This window comes from Azospirillum sp. A23, from assembly GCF_042938965.1.
Taxonomy (GTDB): domain Bacteria; phylum Pseudomonadota; class Alphaproteobacteria; order Azospirillales; family Azospirillaceae; genus Azospirillum; species Azospirillum melinis.
This window is the reverse complement of record NZ_CP170663.1, coordinates 336969-353370: the sequence shown is the minus strand read 5'-3', so window position 1 is coordinate 353370 and position 16402 is coordinate 336969. Positions and strand designations below refer to the sequence as shown.

The following is a 16402-nucleotide window of genomic DNA, read 5'->3' as shown; positions in this document are numbered from 1 at the left end:
GATGTGTCTTGCCGGAACAAGTGTGTCTTGCGGGAAGGAAGACCGCCGCGTCCATCCTATGGAGCGCGGCGGCCGTTGCGTCGTTGACGGTCAGAAGTAGAGGCCGATCAGGAAGATGGGCAGCGTGATGACCAGGGCCGTCGCGCAGTAGCCCATGATGTCGCGCACCCCCAGCCCGGCGATGGCGAGCGCCGGTAGCGCCCAGAAGGGCTGCGCCATGTTCATCCACTCCTCGCCATAGGCGATGGCCATGGCCGCCTTGCCGAGATCGACGCCGAGCTGCTGGGCGGCCGGCATGATGAAGGGACCCTGCACCACCCAATGGCCACCGCCCGACGGGACGGCGAAGTTGATCAGGCCCGACGACAGGAAGGCGAGGACCGGGAAGGTTTCCTTGTTGGCGATGTCGACGAACAGGTTGGTGATCAGGCCGCCCAGGCCGGAATGCTCCATCATGATCTGGATGCCGGCGTAGAAGGGGAACTGCACCATGATGCCGGCGGTGCCGCGGGCGGCGTTGGCGACGGCGCGGGCATAGGCCATCGGCGTGCCGTGCAGGATCAGGCCGGCCACCAGCATGATCAGGTTGACCGTGTTGATGTTGAGGTCGAAGCCCTTGGCCTGGAAGTGCAGGAACAGGTAGCCGATGCCGAGTGCGGCGACGACGAAGCCGAGGACGCGGCTCTCCTCCAGCTTTTCAGCCGGGCTGGCGTCGGGGCCGAGGACGCGCTTGGTCGAGGGTTCCGGCTTCAGCAGGGCGGGATCGACCGCCACGACCTCGTGCGGCTTCGGGTGCATCATCCAGCAGATCAGCGGCAGGACGACGATCAGCGCCAGCGTGATGCCGACATTGTAGGTGGTGAAGATGGTGTCGGAGATCGGGATCAGGCCGACCGTCTTCTCCATCGGGTTCCCCTTGGTCGCAGCGACCAGCGGTACCGAGGCGGAGAAGCCGCCATGCCACGTCATGAAGCCGATATAGGCCGAGGCGATCAGCAGCCGGTAGTCCGATTTCGGGACGCGGCGGGCCACCTCGCGGGCGAACATGGCGCCGACGACGAGGCCGAAGCCCCAGTTGACGACGTTGGTCACCGCAGCGGCGAAACAGACCAGCATGACGCCCTGGGCCGGCGTTTTGGCGATGGAGGCCACCCGGCCCATGACGTTGCGCACCGGCTCGGAGCTGGCGAGCGCATGGCCGGTGACCAGCACCAGCGCCATCTGCATCGAGAAGGCCAGCAGGTTCCAGAAGCCGTTGCCCCACATGCGCACCAGATCGACCGGCCCGCTCGGCGTCAGCCACCAGGCGAAGCCGAAGGTCAGCACGGTCAGGATGATGGCGAAGATCAGCGGGTCGGGCAGATAGCGGCTGACCAGCCAGGTCAGGGCGCGGGAAATCGGGGTGATCGGGTTGAAGCGGGCGCTGGTCTCCGGCGCCGGCGGGGGGGCTGTGGTGACGCTCATGGCGGGTCTCCGGCACGAGGGGGGCCGTTCCCGCGCCGCCGGTTGCACGGCCGGACGGCGCGGGAGGACGGGTCCCCGATGCTCACGATGCGTGAAGGGCGGCGGTCAGGCGGCGACCGGCATGGTCGGCACAGCGGACGGGACGATCAGCTCGGCGCCGGTCTGGGCCAGCACGTCGGCGACCGTGACGCCGGGCGCGATCTCGCGCAGCACCAGCCCCTTGTCCGTCGGTTCGATCACCGCGAGGTCGGTGACGATCAGGTCGACCCGCCGGACCGAGGTCAGCGGCAGTTCGCAGCGCTTGACGATCTTGGGCGTGCCCTTGGCGCTGTGCTGCATGGCGACGATCACCCGCTTGGCGCCGGAGACCAGATCCATCGCACCGCCCATGCCGGGCACCATCTTGCCGGGCACCATCCAGTTGGCGAGCCGTCCCTCCTCGTCGATCTGGAGGCCACCCAGCACGGTGACGTCCAGATGCCCGCCGCGGATCAGGCCGAAGGACATCGCGCTGTCGAAGGACGCGGCCCCCGGAACGGCGCCGATCGGGCTGCCGCCGGCATCGCTCAGATCCTCGTTCTCCGCCCCCGGTTCGGGGACCGGGGCCATGCCGACGATGCCGTTCTCCGACTGGAAGAAGACGTTGACGCCGGCCGGCAGGTGGGCGGCGACCATGGTGGGCAGGCCGATGCCGAGATTCACCAGGTTGCCCGGCCGCAGTTCCAGCGCGACGCGCTTGGCGATCAGGGTTTTCTCATCCATGGCGACGCTCCTTGGCGACCAGGCAGTCGACCAGCACATTCGGGGTGACGACGCTGTCGGGCGGAATGACGCCCACCGGCACGATGTCCTCAGCCTCGGCGATCACCGTTTCGGCGGCCATCGCCATCAGCGGGTTGAAGTTGCGCGCCGTCAGCGCGTATTCGAGATTCCCCAGGTAATCGGCCCGTTTGGCGGCGATCAGGGCGAAATCGGCCTTCAGCGCCGTTTCCAGCAGATAGACCGTGCCGTCCAGCTCGATGCGTTGCTTGCCCTCCTCGACCACCGTGCCGACGCCGGTGGGGGTCAGCACGCCGCCCAGCCCGAAGCCGCCGGCGCGCACCCGCTCGGCCAGCGTGCCCTGCGGCACCAGCTCGACCACCGTCTCGCCGGCGATCATCTGGCGCTGGGTCTCGGAATTGGTGCCGATGTGGCTGGCGATCACCTTGCGCACCACCTTCGCCGTGACGAGCCGGCCAATCCCCACGGTGGGGCGGGCGGTGTCGTTGGCGATGACCGTCAGGTCGCGCTTGCCCTGGCGGAGCAGTTCATCGATCAGGTGGGGCGGCGTGCCGACCCCCATGAAGCCCCCGATCATCAAAACCGCGCCGTCGGGAATCATGGCGACGGCCTCTTCCAGCTTTCGCACTTTACTCATTCGACGTCTCCCTTGGACGTCGGGGTGCGGCGGATCGATTTCCGCCGGCAGCCCCGCGGGCGCGGAGCCCGCCCCGGGATCCCGGACGGGGATCCTTGAGAGGTGGACCGCGCGCTCATTCTTGGTTTCATAGCGCTGCGATCGGGGAACCCGCGACATCCAGGCCAGTGCCGTGGACCGTCGGAGCCGGCCGATATACCCACACTCTAGCAATGGATGTGCCAAAGGCCGGTTCCGGTCCGGATGGCGGAGAAATCCAGCATCTGCCCTGGAATTCAGTGACCGCTGCCGGTCGGAACCGGGAGGGATCGGGCACGGCCACCCGGTCCGGTGCGCAACATTGTGCGTGCTGCGCAAAAACTTGCGCAGTAGCCCCCCTCAGATCGTCCGTTCAGGAAATGCCGTATTCCTGTAGCTTGTAGAGCAGGGAGCGGCGGCTGATCCCCAACTGCTGGGCCGTCTTCATCCGGTTGCCGTCGTTGCGGGCCAGCGCGTCGGCCACCACCCGCGCCTCGAAGCGGCTGACCTGTTCGCGCAGGCTGCCGGCGGCGGACGGGGCGGCTGCGCCGTCACCGTCGTTTTCGGCTGCCGGCTCGCTGTCCCCAGCCCGCCCGGCGATCTGCTCCGGCAGATCCTCGGTGACGATCATGGCACCGGTGCTCATCACCACCGCGCGCTCCATCGCGTTGGACAGTTCGCGGATGTTGCCCGGCCAGCGGTAGGCCAGCAGGCGCTCCATCGCCTGCTCGTCGATGCCGCTGACCTCGATGCGGTTCTCGGCTGCGAAGCGTTGCAGGAAATGGCTGGCGAGCAGGCGGACATCCTCCGGGCGCTCGCGCAGCGGCACCGTCCTGAGGGTCACGACATTCAGCCGGAAATAGAGGTCCTGCCGGAACAGCCCCTGGCGGACCATCTCCTCAAGGTTGCGGTTGGTGGCGACGATGACGCGCACATCCGTGCGCACCAGCTCGGTGCCGCCGACCCGCTCGAACTCACGCTCCTGAAGCACGCGCAGCAGCTTCACCTGCAAGCTGGGGGAGATGTCGCCGATCTCGTCGAGGAACAGGGTGCCGTGCTCCGCCTGCTCGAAGCGGCCGCGGCGGCGCGCCTGGGCCCCGGTGAAGGACCCCTTCTCGTGGCCGAAGAACTCGCTTTCCAGCAGCCCTTCCGGCACCGCGGCGCAGTTGACCTTGACGAAGGGGCCGGCATTGCGCGGGCTGTTGTAGTGGATGGCCGCCGCCACCAGCTCCTTGCCGGTCCCGCTCTCGCCGGTCACCAGCACGGTGGCGTTGCTCTTGGCGACCTTGGCGATGGTCTGGAGAAGCTCGCTCATGCGCGGGCTGGCGGTCAGGATGCGGTCGGTGCGATAGCTGCTGGACAGTTCGCGGTGCAGGGTGGCGATGTCGTCGCGCATCCGGCGCATCTGCAGCGCCCGCTCGACCTGCAACAGGATCTCCGCGATGTCGAAGGGCTTGATGACATAGTCGAAGGCGCCGTCCTTGATGGCCTGGACCGCCGCGCCGACCTCGGCATAGGCGGTCATCAGGATCACTGCGGTGGAGCGGTCGAGCTTGCGGATTTCCGCCAGCGCCTGCAACCCGGTCATCCGCGGCATGCGGACATCCATCAGCACCACGGCATGGCGCTGCGCGGCGAAGGCGGCGACCGCCTCCACCCCGTCGGCGGCGGTGGTCACCGACAGCCCGTCGCGCGTCAGCACCGCTGCGAGCATCTCGCGGATCGCCTCGTCGTCGTCCACCACCAGGACGGCCGGCGCCGAAATGGCCTGCATGGCAGGGAACTGGGTCGTCATGCGTCAACCGCCCGGTTGTGAAGGATGGGAATCCGCAAGGTCACCGTGGTGCCGGCACCCGGCACGCTGGCGATGGCGATGGTTCCATGATGCGCGTCGACGATCCGGTGCGCCATCGCCAGCCCGAGCCCGGTCCCCTGCGGCTTGGTCGAAAAGAAGGGATCGAACACCTTGTCGAGGTTCTCCGGCGCGATTCCCTCGCCGTCGTCGGTCACCGTGATGACGGCCTCGCGGCCATCCGCCGCCATGGCGGTGGCGATGGCGATGCCTCCGGTTTCCGAGGTCGCCTGGACCGCGTTGATGATCAGGTTGAGCATGACCTGCTTCAGCGCCTCGCCGTCGGCTTCGGCCAGGGGCAGGTCGGGGGCGGGATGCAGGGCGATGCGGGCATTCGACTTGCGCCCGGCCAGCAAGGACACCTCGCGGATCAGATCGTTCAGCTGCACCGGCAGGAAGGCGGGCGGGCGGGGCCGGCCGAACTCCAGCAATTCGGTGACGAGGCGGTTCAGGCTGTCGACCTGCCGCACGATCAACGGGGCATAGCGCTGCCACTCGGCGACATCGTCGGAGCTTTCCAGGAACTGCATGAAGCCGCGGATCGAGGTCAGCGGGTTGCGCACCTCGTGGGCGAGGCCGGCGACCAGCTCTCCCAGCGCCGCCAGCCGGTCGGCCCGCATGATCTGGGTGCGGAGCCGCTGCTGCTCGGTCAGATCCTTCAGCACCACCACCGCGCCGATGGCCTCGCCATGGCTGTCGCGCAGAACGCTGCTCGATACCGTGAGATGAAGCGTCTGTCTGGTCCCCGGAAAATCCAGCGTCACGCCGACATGCTGCCGGCCGGTCTTCAGCGTGTCGAGCAGCGGGCTGGCGAAGCGGCCGTCCGGCTTGAACAGGGACTCATAGGGCCTGCCGATCACCTCGGCCGCACTCACCGAGATCATCGCCTCGGCAGCCGGATTGAGTGCCGTGACCTGCCCGGCCCGATCCACAGCGATCACGCCGTCGGCGATGCTGTGCAGGATATTCTCGGTCAGGGACTTGGCATCCAGCAGGGCGCGGGCCATGGCGTTGACCTCGACAGCGATGGCGCCGACCTCGCCCGGCGGCGGCCGGATCGCGTCGCCAAGGTCGCTCCGCATGCGCAGCAGGCCGTCGATGATCTGGCGGATGTCGCGACCGACCCCGCGCGTCAGCACCTGCGTCAGCACAAGCCCGAGCAGTATTCCGCCAAGGCTGACGGTCAGGACCGCCCGGTCCATGGCGGCTGCCTGCCGCTCCACATCGTCGGAAAGCTCATTGGCCCAGATATAGCCGATCACGCCGCCGTCGCGGAGGATGGGCAGCATCGCGTTCAGGATGAAGCCGCGCACCTGCCGGCCGCTTTCGACCGCCTGCCTGCCGCTTTCCAGCACATGCCAGCCCGGATGCTCCGGAGGTATCGTGGTGCCGACCGTCGCACTGTAGTCCCGGCTCGGCCCATAGGTGATGATGGCGTTGAGCGCTTTGCTGTAGTAGCCGACCCCCACGCCGGGATTCGCCCCGGCGATCATGTCGGTGAAGGGGGTCAGCCGGCCCGACAGGACCCGGATGGCGGCATCGCGGTCGCCGGCCGCAACACCGGCATCGGTCAGAAGAGAATCGAAGCCGGGGCCGAGATGAGCATCCAGCAGGCGCGTCAGGCCGAAGAGCTTCTCCGACTTTTCCCGGACCAGCGCCTGACGCCCCTCCCTCTCCAGCAGATAGCCGGTCAGCGAGATGGGCAGGACCACCACGGCGAGCGAAACCAGAAGCAGCTTGCCGCGCAGGGTGCTCGGCAGGGAACGGCGGATCCAGTCAAGGGGCCACATGGCGCCCACTCCTTTCACCCGGGCATGGCCTGGAGTGCGATCGGTTCAAGCGGAATCGCTTGAAGCGTAAATCGCACGGAAAACCAAAAGGCTAGAGTCCGCCCGGTCCCGCGGCCATAGCAGATTTGCGGCCGGCTGGGGAAGGAGGAACGCCCGCCTTCCCCCGGTACAGCCGCAATGCCGGTCCCGATCCGGCCATCAACCGAGGTTGACGTCGGAGAGCGAGAGAACGGTGCTGTTGTAGATGCTGAGCAGCCGGGCCTCGGTGGCGGCCACCTGACCGTCGCCGTTGGTGTCGATTACTTGGTACAAGCCGGAACTGGTGCCGTTGTTGGCCAGAACCAGCATGCTTGCACCGGCCGACGAGTTCGTCAGCATCCCTAGGGTCGAGCGGAAGCTTGCCAGCGAAGCGTCCGTCAGGCTGCCGCTGACGACCGAGGTCAGGCTCACCAGCTCGCTGGAGCCGATGTTCACGCCGTTGGTCGCAGCAGAGGCTGTCGAGAGCGAGGCATCGCCGTTCTTGTCCGCAGCGGTCCGGACCGTTCCGGTCAGCTGCACTTTGTCGGTGCCCGACTGGAAGTTCGAGACCGAGACGAAGCCGGTGTTCGCGCCCAGCGCCGAGATGTCGGGGGCCGAGATGTCGGTGAAGGACGAGTACACCACCGTGTCGGTGCCGCTGCCCGAAGCCAGGGTGATGCTGTCGCCTGAACCCGCCTGGAAGCGGATGCCCGCACCGCCGGTCACCGTGATGGCGTCGGTGCCCGTGCCGCCGATCAGCGTCTCGATGCCCGAGACCGACATCGTCACACCGGTGTTGCCCAGCGTGATCACGTCGTTGCCGGTGCCGCCGGTCAGGGTCTCGATGCCACGCAGCAGGACCGTGTTGCCGCCGTCGCCGAGGCTGACGATGTCGGAACCGGAGCCGCCGACGATGATCTCGACCCCGCCCTCGGCCCGCATGGTGACGCCGGTGTCGCCCAGGATCACCAGATCGCTGCCCGCACCGCCGATCATGGTGTCGATGCCGCGGGTGATGACGGTGTTGCCCGCCGCACCCAGGGTCACGACATCCGAACCGGCGCCGCCGACCAGGAACTCGACGCCCGAGGCCGTCATCGTCACGCCGGCCGGACCGGTGAAGACGATGTCGGTGTTGGCACCGCCGGTCAGGCTGTCGATGCCGGCGACCGTCACCGTGTTCGGGGTATCCCCCAGGGTGATCGCGTCGTTGCCGGTGCCGCCGGTCAGCGTCTCGATGCCGCGCAGCAGGACCGTGTTGCCGCCGTCGCCGAGGCTGACGATGTCGTTGCCGGCACCGCCGACGATGATCTCGACCCCGCCCTCGGCCCGCATGGTGACGCCGGTGTCGCCCAGGATCACCAGATCGCTGCCGGCACCGCCGATCAGGGTGTCGATGCCGCGGACGGTGGTGGTCGCTCCGCCCGCCCCCAGGGTGACGACATCCGAACCGGCACCGCCGATCAGGAACTCGACACCGGAGACCGTCATCGTCACGCCGGCCGAACCCGTAAAGACGATGTCTGTGCCGGCACCGCCGGTCAGGCTGTCGATGCCGGTGACGGTGACCGTATTCGGGGTGTCGCCGAGTGTGATCACATCGACGCCGGCCCCACCGATCAGGGTTTCGATCCCGCGGGTCAGCAGGGTGGCGCCCGCCGTGCCGATGGTCACCACGTCGGTGGCAGCACCGCCGATCAGAATCTCGACACCCGAACCCAGCGTCATCGTGTTGCCGGTGTCGCCCAGGAACACAAGGTCGGTGCCGGTGCCGCCGATCAGCGTCTCGATGCCGCGGATGGTGGTGGTGTTGCCCGCCGAACCCAGGGTGAGCACGTCGGTGCCGGAGTTGCCGATCACGAAATCCGCGCCCGAGACGGTCTGGGTCGCACCCGCCGAACCGGTGAAGATGACCTCCAGGCCCGTGCCGCCGATCAGTGTCTCGATGCCGAACGTCAGCAGCGTGCCGCCGGCGGTGCCGATGGTCACGATGTCGATGCCGGTCCCGCCGACCAATGTCTCGACACCCGTGACAATCAGCGTGTTGCCACTCGACCCGAGGGCGATGAGGTCACTGCCGAGGCCGCCGACGATCGTTTCGAAAAGCGAAACCGTCGAGGTGCTGCCGGTATCGCCGAGCGTCAGCACGTCGACACCGCCGTTGCCGATCAGGGTCTCGATGCCACGCAGCAGGATGGTGTTGCCCGCCGAACCCAGCGTCACGACATCCGCGCCGGTGCCGCCGATCAGGGTGTCGATGCCCGACGCCAAGATCGTCGACCCGCCCGAACCTAGGAAGATGAGTTCGGAGGTCGTGCCACCCAGCAGGGTTTCAAGGGCATTGGCCACCAGGGTCGCCCCCAGGGTGCCGACCGCGACCACGTCGCTGCCTGCCCCACCGGTCAGCGTTTCGAGGAGCGACACCGTCAGCGTGTTGCCGCTCGAACCCAATGCGATGATGTCCAGCCCGGTCCCGCCGGTCAGCGTCTCGACCGCACCCATCAGCATGGTGGAGCCGGTGTCGCCGATGGTGACGGCATCGCTGCCCGCCCCGCCGGTCAGCGTTTCGATCGCGCGCAGCAGCAGCGTGTTGCCGCCTGAGCCCAGCGCGATGACATCCCGACCGCTGCCGCCGACCAGGATATCGAGTGCCGATGCCAGCAGAGTGCTGCCGGCACCACCCATGAAGACCAAATCAAGACCTTCGCTGCCGATGATGGTCTCGAGCGCGGTTGCCTGCAGCGTGATGCCGCCCGACCCGATGGTGACGGCATCGGTCGCCGCACCGCCGGTGATGGTTTCGACGGCCGACACCGTCAGCGTCGTGCCGCCGGTGCCGAGCGTCACCACGTCCAGGCCGGCCCCACCCCGCAACGTCTCAAGCTGGGCCACCACCAAGGTGCTGCCGCTGGATCCCAGCGTCACCACATCGAGCCCCGCCCCGCCCGACAGCGTTTCCAACTGCGACGCCAGCAGCGTGGAGCCACCGGTGCCGAGCAGAATGCTGTCGACACCGGTACCGCCGATGATGGTCTCGAACAGCGACACCGTCGCCACGTTGCCGGTGTCGCCCAACGTCAGGACGTCGACACCGCTGTTGCCGGTCAGGGTCTCGATGCCGCGCAGCAGAACCGTGTTGCCGCCGTCGCCCAGCGTCACCGCGTCGCTGCCTGCCCCGCCGACCAGGATCTCCAACCCCGACACCAGCAGCGTGTTGCCGGCCGAGCCGAGATAGATCACGTCGGTCCCGCTCGACCCAACCAGCGTCTCCAGGCCGGAGACCAGCAGCGTGTTGCCGCTGGTGCCCGACACCCGATTCATGTCCGCCGCACTGTCGAAGCCGGCGGTGGCGAGCGTCACGATGTCCAGCCCGGCCCCGCCGGTCAGCGTCTCCAGCTGCGACACCAGCAGCGTGTTGCCGCCGGTGCCCAGCCCGATCACGTCCAGCACAAAGCCGCCGATCAGCGTCTCCAGGTTCGACGCCGACATGGTCGAGCCGCGGTTGCCGATGGTGATGGCGTCCAGCCCGGTGCCGCCGGTCAGCGTCTCCAGCATGCGCAGCAGCGTGGTGTTGCCACCGTCGCTGAGCGTGACGATGTCGGAGCCGGAACCGCCGACGAGGATCTCCAGCCCGGCGATCAGCAGGGTCGAGCCGCCACCGAGCTCGCCGACCACCGCCACGTCGCTGCCGGAACTGCCGACCAGCGTTTCCAGCAGGTTGACGATGAAGGTGCCGCCGCTCTCCGACAGCTGGACGACGTCACGCCCGCTGTTGCCGGTGACGGACTCGATGCCGACGATCCGCACCGTCGTCCCGCCGGTGCCCAGCGTCAGCACATCCAGAGCGCTGCCGCCGATCAGCGTCTCCAGCGCAACGGTCACCAAGGTGCTGCCGCCGGACCCCAGCGTCACCACGTCAAGGCCGAACCCGCCGACCAGCGTCTCGACACCCAGCACGACCAGCGTGTTGCCGGTCGACCCGAGGGTGATGAGGTCATTGCCGGTGCCGCCGGCAATCGTCTCGAACAGCGATACGGTCGCCGTGTTGCCGGTGTCGCCCAGCGTCAGGACGTCGACACCGCTGTTGCCGGTCAGGGTCTCGATGCCGCGCAGCAGCACCGTGTTGCCGCCGTCACCCAGCGTCACCGCGTCGCTGCCTGCCCCGCCGACCAGGATCTCCAACCCCGACACCAGCAACGTGTTGCCGGCCGAGCCGAGATAGACCACGTCGGTCCCGCTCGACCCGGTCAGCATCTCCAGCCCGGAGACCAGCAGCGTGTTGCCGCTGGTGCCCGACACCCGGTTCATGTCCGCCGCACTGTCGAAGCCGGCGGTAGCGAGCGTCACGATGTCCAGCCCGGCCCCGCCGGTCAGCGTCTCCAGTTGCGACACCAGCAGCGTGTTGCCGCCGGTGCCCAGCCCGATCACGTCCAGCGCGAAGCCGCCGACCAGCGTCTCCAGGTTCGACGCCAGCATGGTCGAGCCGCGGTTGCCGATGGTGATGGCGTCCAGCCCGGTGCCGCCGGTCAGCGTCTCCAGCATGCGCAGCAGCGTGGTGTTACCGCCGTCGCTGAGCGTGACGATGTCGGAGCCGGAACCGCCGACGAGGATCTCCAGCCCGGCGATCAGCAGGGTCGAGCCGCCGCCAAGCTCGCCGACCACCGCCACGTCGCTGCCGGAACTGCCGACCAGCGTTTCCAGCAGGTTGACGATGAAGGTGCCGCCGCTCTCCGACAGCTGGACGACATCGCGCCCGCTGTTGCCGGTGACGGACTCGATGCCGACGATCCGCACCGTCGTGCCACCGGTGCCCAGTGTCACCGCATCCAGGCCGCTGCCGCCGATCAGCGTTTCCAGCGCCACCGTCATCAGCGTGCTGCCGCCGGACCCCAGCGTCACCACATCGAGCCCTGCCCCGCCCCACAGCGTTTCAAGCTGCGACACCGCCAACGTGTTGCCGGCGTTGCCGAGCAGGATGCTGTCGACACCGGTGCCGCCGAGGATGGTCTCGAACAGCGACACCGTCGCCGTGTTGCCGGTGTCGCCCAGCGTCACCACATCGGTGCCGCTGTTGCCGGTCAGCGTCTCGATGCCGCGCAGCAGCACGGTGTTGCCGCCGCCATTCAGCGCGACAACGTCGGTGCCGGCCCCACCGATCAGGATCTCGATGCCCGACACCGTGACCGTCGAACCTGTCGAGCCGAGGAAGATCAACTCGGAGCCCGCACCACCGACAATCGTCTCCAGCAGGTCGGCAAGCAGAGTAACGCCGGCCGACCCGATGGTGATCAGATCGGTGCCGATGCCGCCGGTCAGGGTCTCCATCGCCCGAACCAGCAAAGTGCCGCCTGCCGTGCCCAGGGTGATGGCATCATTCCCCGATCCGCCGACCAGCGTCTCAATGCCCGAGGCCGCCATGGTGGTGCCGGTGTCGCCGATGGTGACGGCATCGGTGCCCAAACCGCCGGTCAGGCTTTCAAGGCCACGCACAACGACCGTGCTGCCGGCCGGCCCCAGAGTGACGATGTCGGTGCCGGCGCCGCCGATCAGCATTTCCAGGCCGGACACCAGGATCGTGCCGCCGGCAGAGCCAAGGAAAATCACCTCGGAGCCCGTGCCGCCGGCAATCGTCTCCAGCAAATTGGCAAGCAGGGTGACGCCGGTGGAACCGAGCGTCACGACATCGGTGCCGGCACCGCCGGTGATCGTCTCCAGCAAATTGGCGAGCAGGGTGTTGCCGGCAGTGCCCAAGGCGACGACATCGGCGCCACCGCCGCCGGCAATGGTCTCGACACCCGAAACGGACAGGGTGTTGCCGGCAGAACCGAGAGCCACGACGTCGGTGCCCAGTCCGCCGGTCAGCGTCTCGAGAGCGGTTGCAAACAGGGTGCTGCCCGCGGTGCCCAGCGAAATCGAGTCGAGAGACGCACCGCCGACGATTGTTTCGAGAGCCGAAACCAGCAGGGTGTTGCCGGCGGCGCCCAGCGTGACGATGTCGGTGCCGGCGCCACCGGCCAGCGTCTCGATACCGCGCAACAGCAGGGTGTTTCCGGCCGAGCCCAGGACAATGACATCGGTCCCGGATCCGCCGGTCAGGCTGTCGATGGCCGAGAGGGAGATGGTGGACCCGGACGTGCCGAGGACGACCAGATCGGCCCCCGTGCCGCCGATGAGTGTCTCGATCAGATCGGCCAGGATCGTGTTGCCGCCGGCTCCCAATGTGACGACGTCGGTGCCTGCCGACCCTGCCAATGTCTCGATGCCATTCACCAGCAGGGTTGTGCCGGTGGTGCCCAGGGTGACGATATCGACTCCGCTGCCGCCGCTCAAAGTCTCCAGCCGGTCGACGAGCAGGGTGCCGCCTGCGCCGCCAAGGGTGATGACATCGGTGCCGGCCCCACCGATGATCGTTTCGAGCAGCGTGGCCAGCAGCGTGATGCCGACCGTGCCGACGATCACCGCATCGCCGCCGTTCGACCCGGTCAGCGTTTCGAGGCGTTCGACGAGAACCGTGCTGCCGCCGCTTCCAAGCGTGATCACATCGGATGCCGACGATCCGAGAATGGTCCTGTATTGGGTGGAGACGGACAGGGTGCTGCCACCGTCGTCCAGGACGAGAACGTCGGCACTGAAAATGCTGACCAGGGTTTCCAGCCCGCTCAGATGAAGGGTCTGCCCCGTCGCAATGACGGTCTCGATATTGACGACATGAATAGTCGCCCCGCTGGTGCCGATCACGACGACATCGGTGCCGGAGCCACCGATGAGCGTTTCGATGCCGGTCGTCAGCAGGGTGTTTCCGGCGGCGCCCAGCGTCACGATGTCGGTGCCGATGCCACCTGTCAGGGTCTCGATGGCGGTGACGCTCAGTGTGTTGCCGCCAGTGCTCAGCGTTACAACGTCGGTGCCGGTGCCGCCCGTCAGCGTTTCGAGAGCCGCCACCAGCAGGGTGTTTCCGGCGGCGCCCAGCCTCACGATGTCGGTGCCGGCACCGCCGGTCAGCGTTTCGATGAGCGAAACCAGAACCGTGTTGCCCACAGTGCCGAGCGTGACGACGTCGGTGCCGACACCGCCGGTCAGCGATTCGACAGTCGAGACCAACATCGTGGTACCGGACGTGCCCAGCATCACCACATCGCTGCCGATACCTCCAATCAACGTCTCGAGGCTTTCCACCGTTATCGATGCGCCGCTGGATGCCACCGTCACGACATCGGTGCCGCTGTTCCCCACCAGCGTTTCGATGCGGAAAACCTGAATCGTGCTGCCGCCGGTGCCGAGGACAACGACATCCACGCCAGCCCCGCCGTTCAGCGTCTCGATGTCGGATGCCAGCACCATGTTGCCGCCGGTGCCGAGCGTCACCACGTCGGTGCCGGCCCCACCCGTCAGCGTTTCGAGAGCCAGGACCAGCAGGGTGTTGCCGCCGGTGCCGAGCGTCACGACGTCGGTGCCGGCTCCACCTGTCAGCGATTCGACAGCCGAGACCAGCAGGGTGTTGCCGCCGGTGCCCAGTGTCACAAAGTCGGTGCCGGTGCTGCCGGTCAACGTCTCGATGCCGGATGTCAGTGTCGTGCTTCCGCTGGATCCGAACGTCACGACATCGTTGCCGACCCCGCCTGTCAGCGTTTCGATGCGCGAAAGCAGGATGGTGTTGCCTGATGCCGCAAGCGATATGGCGTCACGGCCTGAGTTACCGCTCAACGTTTCGACCTGGGAAACAAGAAGCGTCCCGCCGCTGGCGCTGGCCGAGACGAAATCGATACCCGCACCGCCGACCAGCGTTTCGAGTGCCGAGATCAATACCGTGCTGCCGGTCGATCCGAAGGTCACAACATCTGTACCGGCGCCGCCGATGATGCTTTCCACGGCGGCAAGCATCACCGTGTTGCCGGTGGAGCCCAGCGTCACGACATCGGTGCCGGCTCCGCCGGTCAGTGTCTCCAGCAGCCTCGTCAGCATGGTGCTGCCGGCGCTTCCGATGGTGATGACATCGGTGCCGCTGCCGCCGATCAGGCTTTCCAGCCGGGAAACCAGCATGGTCGTGCCGGCGGTTCCGACGGTCACGGCGTCGATGCCGGCGCCGCCGGTCAGCGTCTCCAAATCCGATACCCTCGTGGTGACGCCGGCCGATCCCAGGGTGATCAGGTCGGTGCCGCTACCGCCGACGATGCTCGTCACCAGTGACACCGTGGTGGTGTTGCCCTCCGCCCCCAGGTTCAAAACTGACGTACCGCCCGCGCCTCCCGCAGTGACGATTTCCACGCCCGACACCGCGTACTGTACGCCATTGCTGCCGAGCACGACGGAGTCGGTTCCCGTACCGCCGATGATGGTTTCAGCACTATAGACCGCCGTCGTGTTGCCGGTATCGGCCAGGGTGATGACATCGACACCGAGGCCACCCAGCAGGGTTTCCAATTTGGACACCAGTACGGTGTTGCCCGCCGAACCCAGCGTGATGGTGTCGATTCCAACGCCACCGACCAGGGTTTCCACCTGCGCCATCGTCGTGGTGTTGCCCGCCGAGCCCAGCGTGATGACATCGTTCCCAACCCCGCCGATCAGGCTTTTCAGCCACGACACCGTCATGGTGGTGCCGGCCGTGCCGCTCAGCGTGATCACATTGGTGCCGCCGGTACCCGTCAGCGTCTCCAACCCGCTCACCAGCAGCGTCGAGCCGCCGCTGCTCAGCTTGACGACATCGGTGCCGACCCCGCCGGTCAGCGTCTCGACAGCCGAAATCAGCAGGCTGTTGCCGGCGGTGCCAAGCGTCAGCACGTCGGTGCCGACCCCACCGGTCAGCGTTTCGAGAGCCGAAACGAGAATCGTGTTGCCGGCGGTGCCCAGCGTGGCGACGTCGGTCCCGGCACCGCCCGTCAGAGTTTCGACGCGGGTGACGCTGAAGGTCGCGCCGATATCGCCCAGCGTGATGGCGTCGGTCCCGGCACCGCCTGTCAGCGTGTTGATCTGCGACAGCGTCAGCGTGTTGCCGGAATCGGCCAGGATTCTGACGACCGGCGCAACGTTCCTGAGATATCTCAGGGAGCCATTGTCGACGCCATAGAGCGCATCGACGTCGCCGTCGCCATCGAGGTCGGCCAGCGCCGGCATCGGATAGCCACCGGTGACGAGACCGTAGACAGCCGTGCCGACAAGGGAGAAGCTGGGGGACGATGTCGTCCCGACGTTGATGGAAACGACATCCTTGTTCACGAGGTCGAGATCGCCGTCACCGTCCAGGTCGACGAGGACCGGCGCATTGTGACTGACACCCGCCGTCATGCCGAAAAGGTTGGTTCCCTCCAGTGAAAAGGTCGGCGACGACGACGTACCGTTGTTGCGGTACAGAAGGATGCCGTTGGAACGGTCCCCCATCAGCAGATCTGCATCTCCGTCACCGTCCAGATCGGCGAAGGTCGGAGCCATATAGCTGCCGGCGACGATGCCGAAGAGGTTGGTCCCCTCCAGCGAGAAGGATGGAGCCGACGATGTTCCATTGTTGCGGAAGAACTGCGTGCCGCCGTTCTTGCTGCCGATGAACAGATCAAGGTCGCCATCGCCATCGATATCGACGAAGCTTGGCTTTGCATAAGTATCGAAACTGGAGAGGCCGAACAGATTCGTGCCTTGCAGGGAATAGGTCGGTGCCAGCGCCGTTCCGACATTGGCAAAATACACCGTCTCGCCAAGCACGTTGCCGACCAGAAGATCCAGGTCGCCGTCGCCGTCGAGATCCTTGAACGTGGGGGCGGCATAATTGCCGACGCCGTTGAGGCCGAAAGAATTGGTGCCGACGAGGGTAAAGGTGGGAGTGGTCACGATCTTTCAGCCCCTCAGAAA

Annotated in this window: 6 protein-coding genes; all 6 read right to left on the bottom strand. The window is 67.1% G+C overall.

All coding sequences use genetic code 11. From position 1 onward, the window contains the following. Window positions 1-90: 90 nt before the first annotated feature. Window positions 91-1464: a TIGR00366 family protein gene (locus ABNQ40_RS01400; RefSeq protein WP_109047545.1), complete on the bottom strand. Its 1374-nt coding sequence runs from the start codon at window positions 1462-1464 to the stop codon at window positions 91-93. A 105-nt stretch (window positions 1465-1569) separates the two neighbouring features. Beyond that, on the bottom strand, window positions 1570-2226 hold the full coding sequence (locus tag ABNQ40_RS01395; RefSeq protein WP_109047544.1) for a 3-oxoacid CoA-transferase subunit B: 657 nt from the start codon (window positions 2224-2226) through the stop codon (window positions 1570-1572). Next, on the bottom strand, window positions 2219-2881 hold the full coding sequence (locus tag ABNQ40_RS01390) for a CoA transferase subunit A (protein WP_109047543.1): 663 nt from the start codon (window positions 2879-2881) through the stop codon (window positions 2219-2221). The genes ABNQ40_RS01395 and ABNQ40_RS01390 overlap by 8 nt, the downstream gene beginning before the upstream one ends. 391 nt (window positions 2882-3272) lie before the next feature. Next, window positions 3273-4694, bottom strand: a complete 1422-nt coding sequence (gene atoC, locus ABNQ40_RS01385) for an acetoacetate metabolism transcriptional regulator AtoC (RefSeq protein ID WP_247879496.1) — start codon at window positions 4692-4694, stop codon at window positions 3273-3275. Beyond that, the gene (gene atoS, locus ABNQ40_RS01380) at window positions 4691-6541 is read right to left on the bottom strand and encodes a two-component system sensor histidine kinase AtoS (protein WP_109047542.1); all 1851 of its coding nucleotides are present in this window, start codon (window positions 6539-6541) and stop codon (window positions 4691-4693) included. Before atoS ends, atoC begins: the two co-directional genes overlap by 4 nt. 198 nt (window positions 6542-6739) lie before the next feature. Continuing rightward, window positions 6740-16381, bottom strand: coding sequence for an FG-GAP-like repeat-containing protein (locus tag ABNQ40_RS01375; protein WP_391345383.1), 9642 nt, complete (start codon window positions 16379-16381; stop codon window positions 6740-6742). Between the last annotated feature and the right edge of the window lie 21 nt (window positions 16382-16402).

Excerpts from the sequence above, each read along its gene's own strand:
- ABNQ40_RS01400 (WP_109047545.1), bottom strand. The coding sequence starts at position 1,464 with ATGAGCGTCACCACAGCCCCCCCGCCGGCGCCGGAGACCAGCGCCCGC.
- ABNQ40_RS01395 (WP_109047544.1), bottom strand. The coding sequence starts at position 2,226 with ATGGATGAGAAAACCCTGATCGCCAAGCGCGTCGCGCTGGAACTGCGG.
- ABNQ40_RS01390 (WP_109047543.1), bottom strand. The coding sequence starts at position 2,881 with ATGAGTAAAGTGCGAAAGCTGGAAGAGGCCGTCGCCATGATTCCCGAC.
- atoC (WP_247879496.1), bottom strand. The coding sequence starts at position 4,694 with ATGACGACCCAGTTCCCTGCCATGCAGGCCATTTCGGCGCCGGCCGTC.
- atoS (WP_109047542.1), bottom strand. The coding sequence starts at position 6,541 with ATGTGGCCCCTTGACTGGATCCGCCGTTCCCTGCCGAGCACCCTGCGC.